The organism is Streptomyces sp. NBC_00448 (assembly GCF_036014115.1).
In the GTDB taxonomy this organism is placed as follows: domain Bacteria; phylum Actinomycetota; class Actinomycetes; order Streptomycetales; family Streptomycetaceae; genus Actinacidiphila.
Genome location: NZ_CP107913.1, coordinates 5,142,980 through 5,156,737, shown reverse-complemented (window position 1 = coordinate 5,156,737; position 13,758 = coordinate 5,142,980). Strand labels below are relative to the sequence as shown.

The 13,758-nt window shown below is 70.4% G+C and carries 12 protein-coding genes; 7 read left to right on the top strand and 5 right to left on the bottom strand.

Translation table 11 applies throughout. The features are described from left to right. The first annotated feature begins 30 nt into the window (after positions 1 to 30). Positions 31 to 471 (top strand): PPOX class F420-dependent oxidoreductase, encoded by a 441-nt coding sequence (locus OG370_RS22040; protein WP_328466882.1) that lies wholly within the window; start codon positions 31 to 33, stop codon positions 469 to 471. A 27-nt stretch (positions 472 to 498) separates the two neighbouring features. Here OG370_RS22040 and OG370_RS22035 read toward each other — a convergent pair whose 3' ends face one another. Continuing rightward, positions 499 to 1,956, bottom strand: a complete 1,458-nt coding sequence (locus OG370_RS22035) for an LCP family protein (protein ID WP_328466880.1) — start codon at positions 1,954 to 1,956, stop codon at positions 499 to 501. Positions 1,957 to 2,193: 237 nt separating this feature from the next. Then, complete coding sequence (locus OG370_RS22030) at positions 2,194 to 3,060, bottom strand: helix-turn-helix domain-containing protein (RefSeq protein WP_328466878.1); 867 nt, start codon at positions 3,058 to 3,060, stop codon at positions 2,194 to 2,196. Between the two features lie 202 nt (positions 3,061 to 3,262). Between OG370_RS22030 and OG370_RS22025 the strand changes: the two genes are divergently transcribed. Continuing rightward, positions 3,263 to 3,718 (top strand): ATP-binding protein, encoded by a 456-nt coding sequence (locus OG370_RS22025; RefSeq protein ID WP_328466876.1) that lies wholly within the window; start codon positions 3,263 to 3,265, stop codon positions 3,716 to 3,718. A gap of 193 nt (positions 3,719 to 3,911) precedes the next feature. On the opposite strand, the gene OG370_RS22020 is transcribed toward OG370_RS22025, so the two are convergent. Next, positions 3,912 to 4,148, bottom strand: a complete 237-nt coding sequence (locus OG370_RS22020; RefSeq protein ID WP_328466874.1) for a DUF397 domain-containing protein — start codon at positions 4,146 to 4,148, stop codon at positions 3,912 to 3,914. A gap of 236 nt (positions 4,149 to 4,384) precedes the next feature. On the opposite strand from OG370_RS22020, the gene metG reads away from it, so the two are divergent. Beyond that, positions 4,385 to 6,127, top strand: a complete 1,743-nt coding sequence (gene metG / locus OG370_RS22015; protein ID WP_328466872.1) for a methionine--tRNA ligase — start codon at positions 4,385 to 4,387, stop codon at positions 6,125 to 6,127. Positions 6,128 to 6,225: 98 nt separating this feature from the next. On the opposite strand, the gene aspS is transcribed toward metG, so the two are convergent. Continuing rightward, positions 6,226 to 7,992, bottom strand: coding sequence for an aspartate--tRNA ligase (aspS, locus tag OG370_RS22010; RefSeq protein ID WP_328466870.1), 1,767 nt, complete (start codon positions 7,990 to 7,992; stop codon positions 6,226 to 6,228). 159 nt (positions 7,993 to 8,151) lie between these two features. Between aspS and OG370_RS22005 the strand changes: the two genes are divergently transcribed. From OG370_RS22005 to OG370_RS21995, 3 genes are all read left to right on the top strand, one after another. After that, positions 8,152 to 10,293 carry an ATP-binding SpoIIE family protein phosphatase gene (locus OG370_RS22005; RefSeq protein ID WP_328466868.1) on the top strand — a complete coding sequence of 714 codons (2,142 nt, stop codon included), beginning with the start codon at positions 8,152 to 8,154 and terminating at the stop codon, positions 10,291 to 10,293. A 145-nt stretch (positions 10,294 to 10,438) separates the two neighbouring features. Then, positions 10,439 to 10,939 (top strand): hypothetical protein, encoded by a 501-nt coding sequence (locus OG370_RS22000; protein WP_328466866.1) that lies wholly within the window; start codon positions 10,439 to 10,441, stop codon positions 10,937 to 10,939. 118 nt (positions 10,940 to 11,057) lie between these two features. After that, complete coding sequence (locus tag OG370_RS21995) at positions 11,058 to 11,510, top strand: hypothetical protein (protein ID WP_328466864.1); 453 nt, start codon at positions 11,058 to 11,060, stop codon at positions 11,508 to 11,510. Between the two features lie 23 nt (positions 11,511 to 11,533). On the opposite strand, the gene OG370_RS21990 is transcribed toward OG370_RS21995, so the two are convergent. Beyond that, on the bottom strand, positions 11,534 to 12,724 hold the full coding sequence (locus OG370_RS21990) for a saccharopine dehydrogenase family protein (protein WP_328466862.1): 1,191 nt from the start codon (positions 12,722 to 12,724) through the stop codon (positions 11,534 to 11,536). Positions 12,725 to 12,795: 71 nt separating this feature from the next. On the opposite strand from OG370_RS21990, the gene OG370_RS21985 reads away from it, so the two are divergent. Beyond that, a complete protein-coding gene (locus tag OG370_RS21985) occupies positions 12,796 to 13,752 on the top strand; it encodes a helix-turn-helix domain-containing protein (protein WP_328466860.1) in 957 nt (318 codons plus the stop codon). The last annotated feature ends 6 nt before the right edge of the window (positions 13,753 to 13,758 follow it).

Sequence of the window (13,758 nt, the reverse complement as noted above, 5' to 3'; positions counted from 1 at the left end):
CGCACGGTGGTGCGGCACTAACCTTTCGCCATGGCGCACATGACCGAGGCGGAGTGGCGCGAGTTCGCCACGACCGGCACTCGCACCGGAAAGATCGCCGTCCAGCGCAAGAACGGGCGGCCGCACGTCACCCCTGTCTGGTTCGTCCTGGACGACGCGGACCCCGCCGACGTCCGCGTGGTCTTCATGACCGGGCAGGACACCCTCAAGGGCCGCGCGCTCCGGCGCGACCCGCACTTCGCCCTCTGCGTGGACGACCAGGAGCCGCCCTACTCCTTCGTGCTCTTCGAGTGCACCGCGGAGTTGCTGGACGACCCGGTGGCCCTCCAGGACTGGGGCACCCGGATCGGTGCGCGCTACATGGGTGTGGAGCGCGCCGCGGAGTTCGGCGCGCGCAACGCCGTACCCGGCGAGTACCTCGTCAGGGCCCGCATCGACCGACTCACGGCCGAGGCGAACGTGTCGGATTGACGGGCCCGGCAAGCCCGGGCGGACCGCTCACCCGTAGGAGAGCTTGTCGCAGGGGTTGCTGGAGGCGCTGCGGGCGGAGTCGGTGACGGACTTGGAGAGCTGCTTGGGCGTGGAGCCCGCGGACTTCGCGTAGTCCGCGCCGACCACCAGATTGATCCCGCTGATGCTCAGCGGCTCCAGTTGGGACCCCGGGAAGAGCTTCTTGAGCGACTGGGCCTGATCGGCCTGCGCGGAGCCGTACTCGATGACGGTCGTCGCGTGGTCCTGGGTCCGCGCGGTCGACGTGCCGGTGACGGTGAACCCGGACTTCGTCAGCTTGTCCGACGCCTTGCCGCCCAGCCCGTCCGTGGTCGTGCCGTTGTAGACGGCGACGGCGATGCCGGAGCCGTCGACCGTCGGCGCCGGGGTGGCCTTCGGGGTGACCTGGCCGGAGGCGTTCGTCCCGTTCAGCGTGCGGTTGGCCCGCAGTTCCGCGAACAGGTCGTCCACGTCCGGGTGGACGAGGTCTATCCGCGCCCCGGCGTACTTCCAGGGCGCGGTGATGAACTGGATGTTGTCCAGGTCGACGTTCTTCAGCGACAGCCCGAAGGCCATCAGCTTCGCCGCGGTGCCGAGCCCCGGGTCCACGGTGAGCGACTTGGTCGCCGCGTTGGCCAGCGGCAGCAGCGTGGTGGGGTTCATGCCCTCGCCCTTGACCTTGGCTATCAGGGCGGACAGGAAGGCCTGCTGGCGCAGCATCCGGCCGACGTCGGAACCGTCGCCGATGCCGTGCCGCATCCGTACGTAGTCCAGCGCGTCCTGCCCGGACAGGTTCTGCATGCCCTTGTGCAGGACGAGCTTGCCCTTGTACCCGAGGTTGGGGTTCATGTCCCCGGAGTAGATGTCGTTGGGCACGCAGACGTCGACGCCGTGCACGGCCGAGGTCATGGCGGCGAAGCCCTCGAAGTCGACCACGATGGTGTGGTCCACACGCATCCCGGAGAGCTTCTCCACGGTGTTCTGCGTGCAGGCCGGGTTGCCCTTGGCGGTGTCGCCCACGGAGAAGGCCGAGTTGAACATCGCGCTCGGCTGCTCCGCCGACCACTTGCCGTCCGGCAGCAGGCAGGGCGGGACGTCCACCAGCGAGTCGCGCGGGATGGAGATGCCCACCGCGTGCTTGTGGTCGGGGTAGACGTGCAACAGGATCGTGGTGTCCGAGCGGCCGATGTCGCCGGAGGTGCCCTTGCCGCCCAGTTTGGCGTTGTCGCCCGAGCGGGTGTCGGAGCCGATCAGCAGGACGTTCTCCGCCTTGTGCCCGTTGGCGTCGGCCTGCTCGGCCTCCGGGCGGTCCTTGCTGAGGCCGGCGGAGTCGAAGGTCGAGATGTTGGCGTTCAGCTTGAAGTAGATCGCCCCGGCGCCGCCGACGACCAGCAGGACGAAGGAGACCGCGATCGCGATGATCCAGCGCTTGCGGCTCCGCTTGGGCTTACGCCCACGAACGCCCATCCCCACACCTTCGGTCCGGCGGCCTTCGCGACACACGAAGCCCCAACTTCTACCAGCTCTCCCTGAGCGGATATATGACGCAGGTCACATCGCCCATCGGGGATCGGGCCGGCACCCGGCAAGCCACTGTAGTTGCCGGGGACTTCGAAGGAAGGGGACCGCGGAAGCGCGATCCTTACCGTTGTCTTTCAGGCGCGCGGAGCACCGGCGGGGCGGGGCCGGAACCGGCCCCGCGCCTCACAGTTCGCGCTGGAGGGCGCGCAGCCAGTCCACCGACCGGGCCGGGTCCAGGGCGATCCGGTCCAGCGCGTCCATCGCCTTGGTGTACTCGACCACCTCGTCGTGCTTGTCGACGTAGAGCGCGCCGGTCAGCTGCTCCAGGTAGACCAGGTCGGGCAGATCGGACTCGGGGAAGCTCAGCAGCGTGAAGGCACCGCCGCCCGCCGCGTGGCCGCCGGTCGCGAACGGCAGGATACGTACGTCGACGTTGGACGCCTCGGCCGCTTCGAGGAGGTGGCCGACCTGATCCCGCATGACCTTCGGTCCGCCGAACGCGCGGCGCAGGGCGCCCTCGTCCATCACCGATACGAAGTGGGGTGCCCGCTCGGAGACGAGGAGCTTCTGCCGCTCCAGGCGTAGGCCGACTCGTCTTTCCACCCAGGAGTCGGCCGCGCCGGGGTGTCCGAGCCGGATCACGGCCCTTATGTAGTCCTCGGTCTGCAGCAGGCCGTGCACGAACTGCACCTCGAAGGTACGGATCAGCGCCGCCGACTCCTCCAGCCCGACGTACGTCTGGAACCAGGTCGGCATCACCTCGCCGTACCCGTGCCACCAGCCGGCCGCGTTGGCCTCCCGGACCAGTCCCAGCATCGCCAACCGCTCGGCCTCCTCCGTCACTCCGTACATGGTCAGCAGGTCCGCGACATCGCGTTCCTTGAAGCTGACCCGCCCCAGTTCCATGCGGCTGATCTTCGACTCGGAGGCACGGATCGAGTAGCCCGCGTCCTCCCTGCTGATGCCCTGGGACTCCCGCAGCCGCCGCAACTGCGCTCCGAGCAGCATTCGTCGCACGATGGACCCGCCTCCCGGCTGCCCTGCGCTCATAGGTCACGCTCCGCCCTTAGCTCATCAGCAGTCTGCCACTTATGCGCTGCGCGCAGTACCCATACAGTCACTCTCCATCGTCACGTGCATCAATTCCTTGCAGATGCACGTGCAGACGCCCTTGCATGGTGGGGTGCTGATCCATGAGCATGGTGACCGTGCAGATACCTCGGGGGCTCGCATGAGGGCAGAGGCAGCAGCCGTGCTGGAACCGTTATGGCAAGGCGTACTCGCGCCAGAGCGACTCGCCGCCGGCAACGGGGCCACGTGCGGACTGGCGGCTGCTCCCGCGTCGGTGCGCGAGGCGCGCGGGTTCACCCGTGCCACCCTTCAGCGCTGGGATCTGCCGCTGCTGCGCGATGCCATGGAACTGGTCGCCTCCGAGCTGGTCACCAACGCGCTGCGGTACGCGGTGCCGATCGGCACGCCCGGCAGACCGGTCCAACTGAGCCTGGTGCGCTGGACGTCACGCGTGGTGTGTGCGGTGCGCGACCCCAGCGGGGTCGCGCCGATCGCTAAGGACGCCGACTACGTCGCCGAGACCGGCCGCGGACTGCACCTGGTGGAGTCCTTCAGCGAGAACTGGGGCTGGCACCCGCTGAGCGGGGCCGGAAAGGTGGTCTGGGCGCTTTTCCTCGCGCCCGGCGGTGCGCTCTGACTTCCCACCCGCGGGGACGGGGACAGCGACGCGGACGGCCGGGAAACCGGACGACCGGGAAGCCGGGGAACCCGCGCCGGGAGACCGGCATCGGAAAACCGACGCCGGCTACCGGACGGGCGGGTCGGACGGTCGGTCGGACGTGAAGATCGAAGCGGAGATCGAGGCAGTTACCAGGTCGGACGTCCGTCCGCTAGGGCATGAGATGGTCGAACTCGCCGGCCTTCACACCGATGATCATCGATTCGATCTCGGCTCGGGTGTAAATCAGCGCGGGCCCGTCAGGGAACCGCGAATTGCGCACCGCGACCTCGCCGTCCGGCAGGGCGGCGAACTCCATGCAGGTGCCATTGGCATTGCTGTGCCGACTCTTCTGCCAGACCGCTTCCGAGAGATCCTCCGCAGCCATTCCGTTGTGCGTCCGGCGCATCAGCGACTCCTACACCTGTGCCTCGTCTGGTACTCGAATCATAACTCGTAGCCAAGTCGCGTGCATGTGCACGTGCATGTGCATGTGCAGTCACGCGCGGTGATCTTCGGGGCTGAACTTCCGGGTTGCGGTACCGACTTATCCACGGTCGGTTACCACCTGTTCGGGTCAGATACGCTATTGACGGTCCGTAGACGAATTACTCACTCCGCGCAACGAATTGGGAGCAGCCTGCAATGGCTCGTCACCTCATCACCTCTGCCCTGCCCTATATCAACGGGATCAAGCACCTGGGCAACATGGTGGGGTCCATGCTCCCGGCGGACGTCTACTCCCGGTATCTGCGTGACCGCGGCCACGAAGTGCTGTACATCTGCGCCACCGACGAGCACGGCACCCCTGCCGAACTCGCCGCCAAGGAGGCCGGCCTGCCGGTCGACGTCTTCTGCGCCCAGGCCCACGACGCGCAGAAGGCCATCTACGACGGCTTCGAGCTGTCCTTCGACCACTTCGGCCGCAGCTCCTCCGCGCAGAACCGCGACATCACCCAGCGCTTCGCCCGCACCCTGCACGAGAACGGCTTCATCGAGGAGCGCACCGTCCGGCAGGTCTACTCGCTGGCCGACGAGCGCTTCCTGCCCGACCGCTACATCGTCGGCACCTGCCCGCACTGCGGGTACGACAAGGCCCGCGGCGACCAGTGCGAGAACTGCACCCGCGTGCTCGACCCGACCGACCTGATCGAACCCCGGTCGGCGATCAGCGGAAGCAGCGCTCTGGAGGTCCGCGACACCAAGCACCTCTTCCTCCTCCAGTCCAAGCTGGCCGGCGAGGTCGAGGCGTGGATCGACGCCAGCAGCGGGGACTGGCCGACCCTGGCGTCCTCGATCGCCCGCAAGTGGCTCACCGAAGGGCTCCAGGACCGGTCGATCACCCGCGACCTCGAGTGGGGTGTCCCCGTGCCCGCCGACACCTGGCCGGAGTTGGCTGCCGAGGGCAAGGTCTTCTATGTCTGGTTTGACGCACCGATCGAGTACATCGGTTCCACCAAGGAGTGGGCCGACGCCGCAGGCGAGGGCGAGACCCGCGACTGGCGGTCGTGGTGGTACGACGCGGACGGCGGCGAGAACCCGGTCCGCTACACCGAGTTCATGGCGAAGGACAACGTCCCCTTCCACACCGTGATGTTCCCGGCCACCCAACTGGGCACCCGCGAGCCGTGGAAGAAGGTCGACTACGTCAAGGCCTTCAACTGGCTCAACTACTACGGCGGCAAGTTCTCCACCTCGCAGCGCCGCGGCATCTTCACCGACGCCGCGCTGGAGATCCTGCCGGCCGACTACTGGCGCTACTTCCTGATCGCCAACGCGCCGGAGTCCGACGACACCTCCTTCACCTGGGAGTTGTTCACCTCCTCGGTCAACAAGGACCTCGCCGACACCCTCGGCAACTTCGTCAACCGGGTGCTGTCCTTCTCCCGCAAGCGGTTCGGCGACGCGGTGCCGGACGGCGGCACCCCCGGCGCGGCCGAGGCGAAGCTCGGCGAGCAGATCTCCACGCTCCTCGCCGAGTACGAAGGCCACATGGAGACCCTGCAGTTCCGCAAGGCCGCCCAGTCCCTGCGGGCGCTGTGGAGCGCGGGCAACTCCTACCTTGAGGAGAAGGCGCCCTGGATGGAGATCAAGACCTCCCCGGAGGGCGCCGCGCTCACCCTGCGCACCGCGATGAACCTCATCCACCTCTACTCGGTCGTCTCCGAGCCCTTCATCCCCGCCTCGGCCCGCGCCATGCGCGCCGCGTTCGACCTGCCGGGCGACACCGCGCCCTGGGTCACCGCCGACCAGGCCCGCGCCCTCACCACCCTGCCCGCGGGCACCCCGTTCACGGTGCCGCCGGTCCTCTTCGCCAAGATCAGCGACGAGGACCTGGCGGGCTACACCGAGCGCTTCGGCGGCGACCCGGACGCGGCGGCGGCGTAACCGCTCGGCGGCCGGCCGGCACGACGCACACAGCACCGAGCCCGCCCGGCGCCTGAGGGCAGCCGGGCGGGCTCGGTGCTGTGCGTACGGCCTGCGCGCTAGTTCTTCTGCGCGGGCTTGCGCAGCTGGAGGTGCAGCTCGCGCAGCCGGGTGTCGGGCACCTCCGAGGGGGCACCCATGAGGAGGTCCTGGGCGTTCTGGTTGAGCGGGAACGCGATGGTCTCCCGGATGTTCGGCTCGTCCGCCAGCAGCATGACCATCCGGTCGACGCCGGGCGCGATCCCACCGTGCGGGGGCGCGCCGAAGTGGAACGCCCGCAGCATCCCGCCGAACTCGGCCTCCACCGTCTCCCGCGTGTACCCGGCGATCTCGAACGCCGCGTACATCACGTCGGGTTCGTGGTTCCGGATCGCACCGGAGGACAGCTCGATGCCGTTGCACACGATGTCGTACTGCCAGGCGAGGATGTCCAGCGGGTCCTTCGTGCGCAGCGCTTCGAGGCCGCCCTGCGGCATGGAGAACGGGTTGTGCGAGAACTCGATCGCGCCGGTGTCCTCGTTCCGCTCGAACATCGGGAAGTCCACGATCCAGCAGAAGCGGAAGACGTTCTCGTCGAACTGCCCGGCCCGCCGGGCCGCTTCGACCCGCACCGGGCCCATGATCTTCGAGACCTCGTCGAACTCCCCGGCCCCGAAGAAGATCGCGGTGCCCGCCTTGGCGCCGACCGCGGCCAGCAGCGCGGTGGTGTCGTCCTCGGTGAGGAACTTCGCGATCGGCCCGGTGAGTTTGTTCTCCTCGCCGACCCGCACCCAGGCCAGGCCCTGCGCGCCGAGCGAGACGGCGTACTCGCCGAGCGAGTCGAAGAACTTCCGCGGCTGGTCCGCGGTGTCGGGCACGGCCAGCGCGCGGACGTGCTTGCCGGCGAACGCCTTGAAGGAGGAGCCCGCGAAGATCCCGGAGACGTCGACGAGTTCGAGCGAGGTGCGCAGGTCGGGCTTGTCGTTGCCGTACTTGAGCATCGACTCGCGGAACGGGATGCGCGGGAAGGGCGAGGTGACGGTGCGGCCGCCACCCAGCTCGGTGAACAGGTCGGTCATCACCTTCTCGATGACGCCGAACACGTCCTCCTGCTCCACGAAGCTCATCTCGACGTCGAGCTGGTAGAACTCGCCCGGCGAGCGGTCCGCCCGGGAGTCCTCGTCGCGGAAGCAGGGCGCGATCTGGAAGTAGCGGTCGAAGCCGGAGATCATCAGCAGCTGCTTGAACTGCTGCGGCGCCTGCGGCAGCGCGTAGAACCTGCCGGCGTGCACCCGGGAGGGCACCAGGAAGTCGCGGGCGCCCTCGGGCGAGGTGGCCGACAGGATCGGTGTGGCCATCTCGTTGAAGCCGAGCGCGGTCATCTCGCGGCGCAGGAAGGAGATCACCTGGGTGCGCAGCATGAGGTTGCGGTGCATGCGCTGGCGGCGCAGGTCGAGGAAGCGGTTGGTCAGCCGCATCTCCTCGTTGGCGTTGTCCTCGGGGAAGACCGGGAACGGCAGCGGGTCGGCGGCGCCCAGCACCTCCAGCGAGGTGACCTCGACCTCGATCTCTCCGGTGGGCAGCTCCGGGTTGACGTTCTCCGCGGAGCGGGCGAGCACGCGGCCGTCCACCCGCAGCACGGACTCCTTGGACTGGCCGCTGAGCTGGTCGTAGACCGGGGAGCCGGGGTGCACCACGAGTTGCGTGAAGCCGTAGTGGTCGCGCAGGTCCACGAAGAGGATGCCGCCCAGATCGCGGCGATTGTGCAGCCAGCCGGACAGGCGGACGTCGGTGTCGACGTCGGTGGCGCGCAGCTCGCCGCAGGTGTGGGACCGGTACCGGTGCATCAGCTTCGTCCTAGGCGTGGGATGTGACAGAAGTCGTCGGAGGTGTGTCGGTGGTGTGGTGTCGGGAAATCGGTGGGGCTCAGCCTACCGGCGCCCCTCCCCCCACCCTCCACAGGGATCTATTCGCCCATACCTTCCGGAGCACCATAAACTAGGAAAATGCGCACAGAGGACGTCCTCGCCGCCGCGGGCTACGGCCTGTGGCAGTGGGACGAATCGACCGGCACCGTGGCGGTCGACGGTCGCGCGGCGCGCCTGCTCGGACTGTCCGGCGGCGCCGCCACCCGCCGATCGTCGGAGGTGCGCGCCCGGCTGCACCCCGCGGACTACGTCGCACTCGCCGGCGCGGTGTCGCTCGCCGCCGCCGAGGGCACCGTGGCCGAGGCGCTCCTGCGGGTGGTCGGCGAGAACGGCCAGGTGGAGCGCACCGTCCGGGCCCGGCTGCGGCCGCAGGGTCCGCTGCTCAGCGGCAGCCTGCACGAGATCCGCGAGCCCTCCGCGCCGTACGACGGCCAGGGGCGCGCCGGCCGGCAGGGACATGGCCACGGCCTGGGCCACAGCGCGGGCCTGTCCGGCCTGGCCCGCAACCACGAGGCCCGCGGCGACTGGCGGCGGGCCCGCGAGGCGTTCCTGCTGGACGCCGGGCGGGCGCTCGCCGAGGCCGACTCCACCTCCGAGGTGCTGCGGGTCGCCGCCACCTTGTCCATGCCCGGCTTCTCCCCCGACGGGCTGGCCGTCTTCGGCATCAATGGTGACCGGCTGTCGCTGATCGGTCACCATGGACAGGAACTCGGCGACCCTTTTCTGGTCGACATGCCGCTGACCACGGACTATCCCGCGGTCACGGCGGTACGCACCGGCCAGGCGGTCTACCTGCCCAGCCCCGAGTCGTACGAAGAGCGGTATCCGATGAGCTGGCCGCTCATCAAGCCCTACGGCCGCTCCTCGTGGGCGTACCTCCCGCTGACCGTCGCCGGGTCCACCATCGGCGCCTGGATGGCCGCCTTTCGTGAGCGGGTCGACTTCACCCCCGACGAGCGGTCGGTGCTCACCACGGTGGCCCGCATGCTCGCCCAGGCGCTGTCCCGCGCCCACCTGCACGAGTCCGAGCGAGCCCTGTCCGACGGCCTCCAGCGCACCATGCTGCCCGCCCGCGAGCCCGAGATCGACGGGATGGCGCTCGCCGCGCGCTACGTCCCGACCGGTGGCGGCCTCCAGGTCGGCGGCGACTGGTACGACGTGATCGACCTGCCGTCGGGCCGTACCGCCCTGGTCATCGGCGACGTCCAGGGCCATGACGTGCGGGCCGCCGGGATCATGGGCCAGATCAGGATCGCGCTGCGCGCCTATGCCGCCGAGGGCCACAGTCCCGACGCGGTGCTCTCCCGGACGTCGCGCTTTCTGGCCGGCCTGGGCGCCGACGCCTCGCCCGAGGAGCCCGGCGGCGCCCCCGACGTCCGCTTCGCCACCTGCCTCTACCTGGAGGTGGACCCGTCCGACGGCACCGTGGAGGTGGCCCGCGCCGGGCACCCCGAGCCCGCGATCCGGCTCGGCGACGGCACCACGATCATGCGGCGCACCGCGGGCGGCCTGCCGCTGGGCGTGGAGCCCGACACGGACTACCCCACCACCCGGCTCGTCCTGGAACCCGGTGAAGTGCTGTTGATGTGCACCGACGGGCTGATCGAGACCGGCGGGCACGACCTGGACACCGGGTGGCTGCGGTTGCGCGAGGTCTTCGAGGCCGGGCCCGCGGAGGATCTGGAGCAGCTCGCCGACTCCATGGTGCGCGCGGTGCACGGCCCCGCCTCCCACCACACCACCGGGCCGCTCGCCGACCGCCGCGAGGACGACATCGCGCTGCTGCTGCTGCGCCGCGACCCCGACGGGCCGACCTGCGCGGTGCCGATACGGCGCACCGTCCTCACCGTCTCGCAGTCCGACCCCGGGCAGATCCGCTCCGCCCGCGAGGACATCCGCTCCCTGCTGCACGACTGGACATCCCCCGACCAGTTCGAGTCCGCGGTCCTCCTCGTCTCCGAGCTGATCACCAACGTCCTGGTGCACACCGACGACGACGCGGTGCTCATCGCCGAGGTGATCGGCATGCCCGGCACCCGCCGCCTGCGCGTCGAGGTCGCCGACCGCTCCGACGACATGCCCCACCCCCGCTCCCCCGGCGAACTCGCCTCCTCCGGCCGCGGCCTCTTCCTCATCGAGGAACTCGCCGACGCCTGGGGCGTCGAGCCCCGCGGCGACGGCAAATCCATCTGGTTCGACCTCTTCGAAACCCGCGTCTGACGGCGAACCGGCCCTCCCCTGGGCGCCGTACGGGGGCGCCCTGTCGCGTCCTCCGCCCGCGTGCCAGCATCGATGTCATCGCGCTGGCAGAGAGCGGAACTGGCTTCGGCACACTGACACTTGACGTGTTCGGGTGATGGGGGACATGAGCAGGACCAGACGAACCACGAACAGCGCCGCTGCCATCGCCTTCCTGGCCATAACGGCGACCACAGGCTGCGGCATCATGAATCACGGCAAGGCCACGCCCGCGTCGGTGGAGAAGAAGGCGCACACCCTCACCCGGCAGACGCTCGACGCGATTCACCCGGTGATCGGTTCTGCGCGCACGTCTGTCGACCGCGCCGACTGGGGCAAGTGCCCTACCGAGACGCCCGGGGTACACCGCTTCGAGTACGCCTACACGCTGAAGCTGGAGGTCCCGCAGGACCGGTCCGAAGCCGTCATGGCCGCTGCCAAGGCGCACTTCGTCAAGCAGGGTTACGACCTCGACCTGCCGGACCCGAAGACGGCGCGGGTCGGTGGCACCGAAAAGAACTCGAGCTGGTGGGTCGGGGTCGGGGTGAACAACGACAAGACCTCGATGTTCATCAGCGTCGATTCCGACTGCGTGGGCACCAGTCACGACCCCAAGACGGCAAGTTGACCGATCGGGTGAGCGGGTGGAAGTGAACAGGCATCAGTCGCCGTGCTCAGGGGTATGAGGACGCGGCCCGGACTTGTGCGGTCGGGGTGTACTCCAACTCCTGGGAACGGAGCGGCACATGAAAATCCTCGGGAGAGAGCCCGCGCTGTGGCTGTCGCTCCTGGCGGTGGTGATCAAGCTGAGCACGGCGTTCGGGCTGGACCTCAGCGACAAGCAGCAGGCGGTGGTGAACGCGTTCGCCGCCGCGGTCGTCGGTCTGCTGGTCGCGCTCAGCGTTCATGACGGTGTCAACGCGGCGGTGCTCGGGCTGTTGCAGGCGGGGATGTCGCTCGCGATCGGCTTCGGCCTGCACTGGACCCCCGACCAGCAGTCGACGGTGATGAGCCTCGCCTCCGTCCTGGTCGCGATGTGGACCCGGGGCCAGGTCACCGCCAAGGTCCCGCCGCCGGCAACGGCCGCACCTGCGGCCCCGGCCGCACCGGCCGCGTCCGCCAAGAAGACCACCCCGGCCCAAAAGACCGCCGGCTCCAAGAAGAGCGCCGCGGCCAAGAAGGCGGCGCCGGCGGAGTAGCCGCGGGCGGCGCGGCACGCCGGTCAACTGCCCTGCACAGCAAGGTGGTCGGGGGTGGTGAAGGTCAGGTCGCACGGGGAGAGGGCGCGCAGGAAGTCGGGGGCGTCGAAGAGGGCGCCGGGGGCGAGCACGCCTGCGGTGGGGCCCTGGACGCGGCCGTCGAGGAGGCGTTCGGCCGCTTCCACGACCAGGGGCGCGGTGATCGCGTAGATGTCGCGGCCGGACGCGGTCGCGCGGCGGTGGACACCGTCCCTTCGGGCGACGACGTCCACGAGGAAGGTCTGCGCCGAGCGGCCGTCGGGGTCCGCGGGCGCGGGCGGCGGGGTGGTGGGGTCGCTCAGGTCCCGCAGCGGCGCCTGGTTCATGTGCACGCGGATCTCCGGCACCCGCAGATGGCGGGAGATGGTGACCTGGTCGGCGGTGGACAGTTCGGTCACGTCCTGGAGGCCGAGCGGCGCCGGGAACTCCCAACTGCCTCCGGCGGCAGGCCCGGTGGGCTGGACGAGCCGGTTGCCGGTGAAGACCAGGTGCCGGCCGGCGTTGCTCCGCACCGTCTCGCGGGTGCCCCGCGTCGGCCGCCAACTGTCCAGCGAGATCGCGAGGGTGAGGTCGTCCGCGTCCGTCCAGTCCCCCATCGCCGCGCTCGCCAGCAGGTCGCCGAGGCCGCCGTAGAACGCCATCGACGGCACCACCGCCACCCCCGCCTCGCGCGCCCGGTCCGCCCGCCGCTCGAACGTCTCCAGGGTGACCGCCTGTTCGGCGGCGACGTCCAGGTAGGGAATCCCGGCGCGGAGCGCGGCGTCGACGAGCGGCAGCGCGGTGGCGGCGAACGGTCCCGCGCAGTTGACGACCGCGACCGCACCTTCCAACGCGCCTGCCAGGGAGGCCGGTTCGGCGATGGACGCGACCCGCACCTCGGCGCCGGACCCGTCCTGCGCTCCCCCCTGCCCCCGGGCGACAGCGTTCAGCTTGTCCCGGTCGCGCCCCGCGAGAATCGGCGTCCAGCCGCGCCGCCGCAACTCGCGGACGACGAAGACGCCGGTGTGCCCGTAGGCGCCGAAGACGGCGATGGCCCCGCGGTGCGCCTGCCGCCCGTATCGCCCGTCGCTCCCGTCGCGCCCGTACGCGTCCCGCCCGTACTCATCGCGCCGCCCTTGCCCCTCGCGCCCGTACTCGTCGCGCCCATGCCCGTCGTATCCCTGCGGTGTGTTCATACGGACAAGGGTCGGCGTCGTGGGCTCCCCGCACGAGTGGCCGAAACGACGAGCTGCGTACACTTTCGGACATGACATCCGTGGCGCTGGCGCTCTACGACGGAGCGATGCTGTTCGAGGCCGCCGCGGCCTGCGAGGTGTTCGGCGTCGACCGCGAACTGACCGCCACGTGGTACGACTTCCGCGTCTGCGGCCCGCGCCGCTCCCCGCTCGGCGGCTGGCTGCGGGTCGACACCCCGTACGGCCTCGACGCGCTCGCCACCGCGGACACCGTGGTCGTGGCGGCCTGCGCCGACATCGACACCGCTCCCCCGCCCGACCTGGTCGCGGCCGTGCGCGCCGCCCACGACCGCGGCGCCCGGCTCGTGTCGCTGTGCACGGGCGCGTTCGTGCTGGCGGCCGCCGGAGTGCTGGACGGCCGCCGCGCCACCACGCACTGGGAGCACGCGGCGGCGCTCGCGGCCCGCTACCCCCGCGTCCAGGTGGACCCGGACGTCCTCTACACGGACGAGACGACCGTGCTGACCTCGGCCGGGAAGGCGGCCGGGATGGACCTGTGCCTGCACATCGTGGCCCTCGACCACGGCGCGGCCGTCGCCAACGCGCTGGCCCGCCGCCTGGTCGTCCCCCCGCACCGGGCCGGCGGCCAGGCCCAGTACGCCACCGCGCCGGCCGCCCCCGACACCGCCCCCGCGCTCGCCGGCCTCCAGCACTGGGCGCTCGAACGGCTCGACGAACCGCTGACCGTGCCCGACCTGGCCCGCCGGGCGAACATGAGCACCCGCAACCTCACCCGCCGCTTCACGGCCGCCACCGGCCTCACCCCGCTGCGCTGGCTGCACACCCAGCGCATCCAGCGCGCCCGGGAACTGCTCGAAACGACGGACGACAGCGTCGAGTTGATCGCGACGCGCACCGGCATGGGCACCGCGGCGACCTTGCGCAGGCACTTCCACCGCGCGCTCGGCGTGCCTCCGGACACGTACCGGCGCACCTTCCGCGACCGGCACGGCGCCGCCGCGGGGTGACTCGAC

Coding starts and splice junctions, on each gene's coding strand:
- OG370_RS21985 (WP_328466860.1), top strand. CDS start 12,796: ATGACATCCGTGGCGCTGGCGCTCTACGACGGAGCGATGCTGTTCGAG.
- OG370_RS22000 (WP_328466866.1), top strand. CDS start 10,439: ATGAGCAGGACCAGACGAACCACGAACAGCGCCGCTGCCATCGCCTTC.
- OG370_RS21995 (WP_328466864.1), top strand. CDS start 11,058: ATGAAAATCCTCGGGAGAGAGCCCGCGCTGTGGCTGTCGCTCCTGGCG.
- OG370_RS22020 (WP_328466874.1), bottom strand. CDS start 4,148: ATGCGCCGGACGCACAACGGAATGGCTGCGGAGGATCTCTCGGAAGCG.
- OG370_RS22030 (WP_328466878.1), bottom strand. CDS start 3,060: ATGAGCGCAGGGCAGCCGGGAGGCGGGTCCATCGTGCGACGAATGCTG.
- aspS (WP_328466870.1), bottom strand. CDS start 7,992: ATGCACCGGTACCGGTCCCACACCTGCGGCGAGCTGCGCGCCACCGAC.
- metG (WP_328466872.1), top strand. CDS start 4,385: ATGGCTCGTCACCTCATCACCTCTGCCCTGCCCTATATCAACGGGATC.
- OG370_RS22035 (WP_328466880.1), bottom strand. CDS start 1,956: ATGGGCGTTCGTGGGCGTAAGCCCAAGCGGAGCCGCAAGCGCTGGATC.
- OG370_RS21990 (WP_328466862.1), bottom strand. CDS start 12,724: ATGAACACACCGCAGGGATACGACGGGCATGGGCGCGACGAGTACGGG.
- OG370_RS22040 (WP_328466882.1), top strand. CDS start 31: ATGGCGCACATGACCGAGGCGGAGTGGCGCGAGTTCGCCACGACCGGC.
- OG370_RS22005 (WP_328466868.1), top strand. CDS start 8,152: ATGCGCACAGAGGACGTCCTCGCCGCCGCGGGCTACGGCCTGTGGCAG.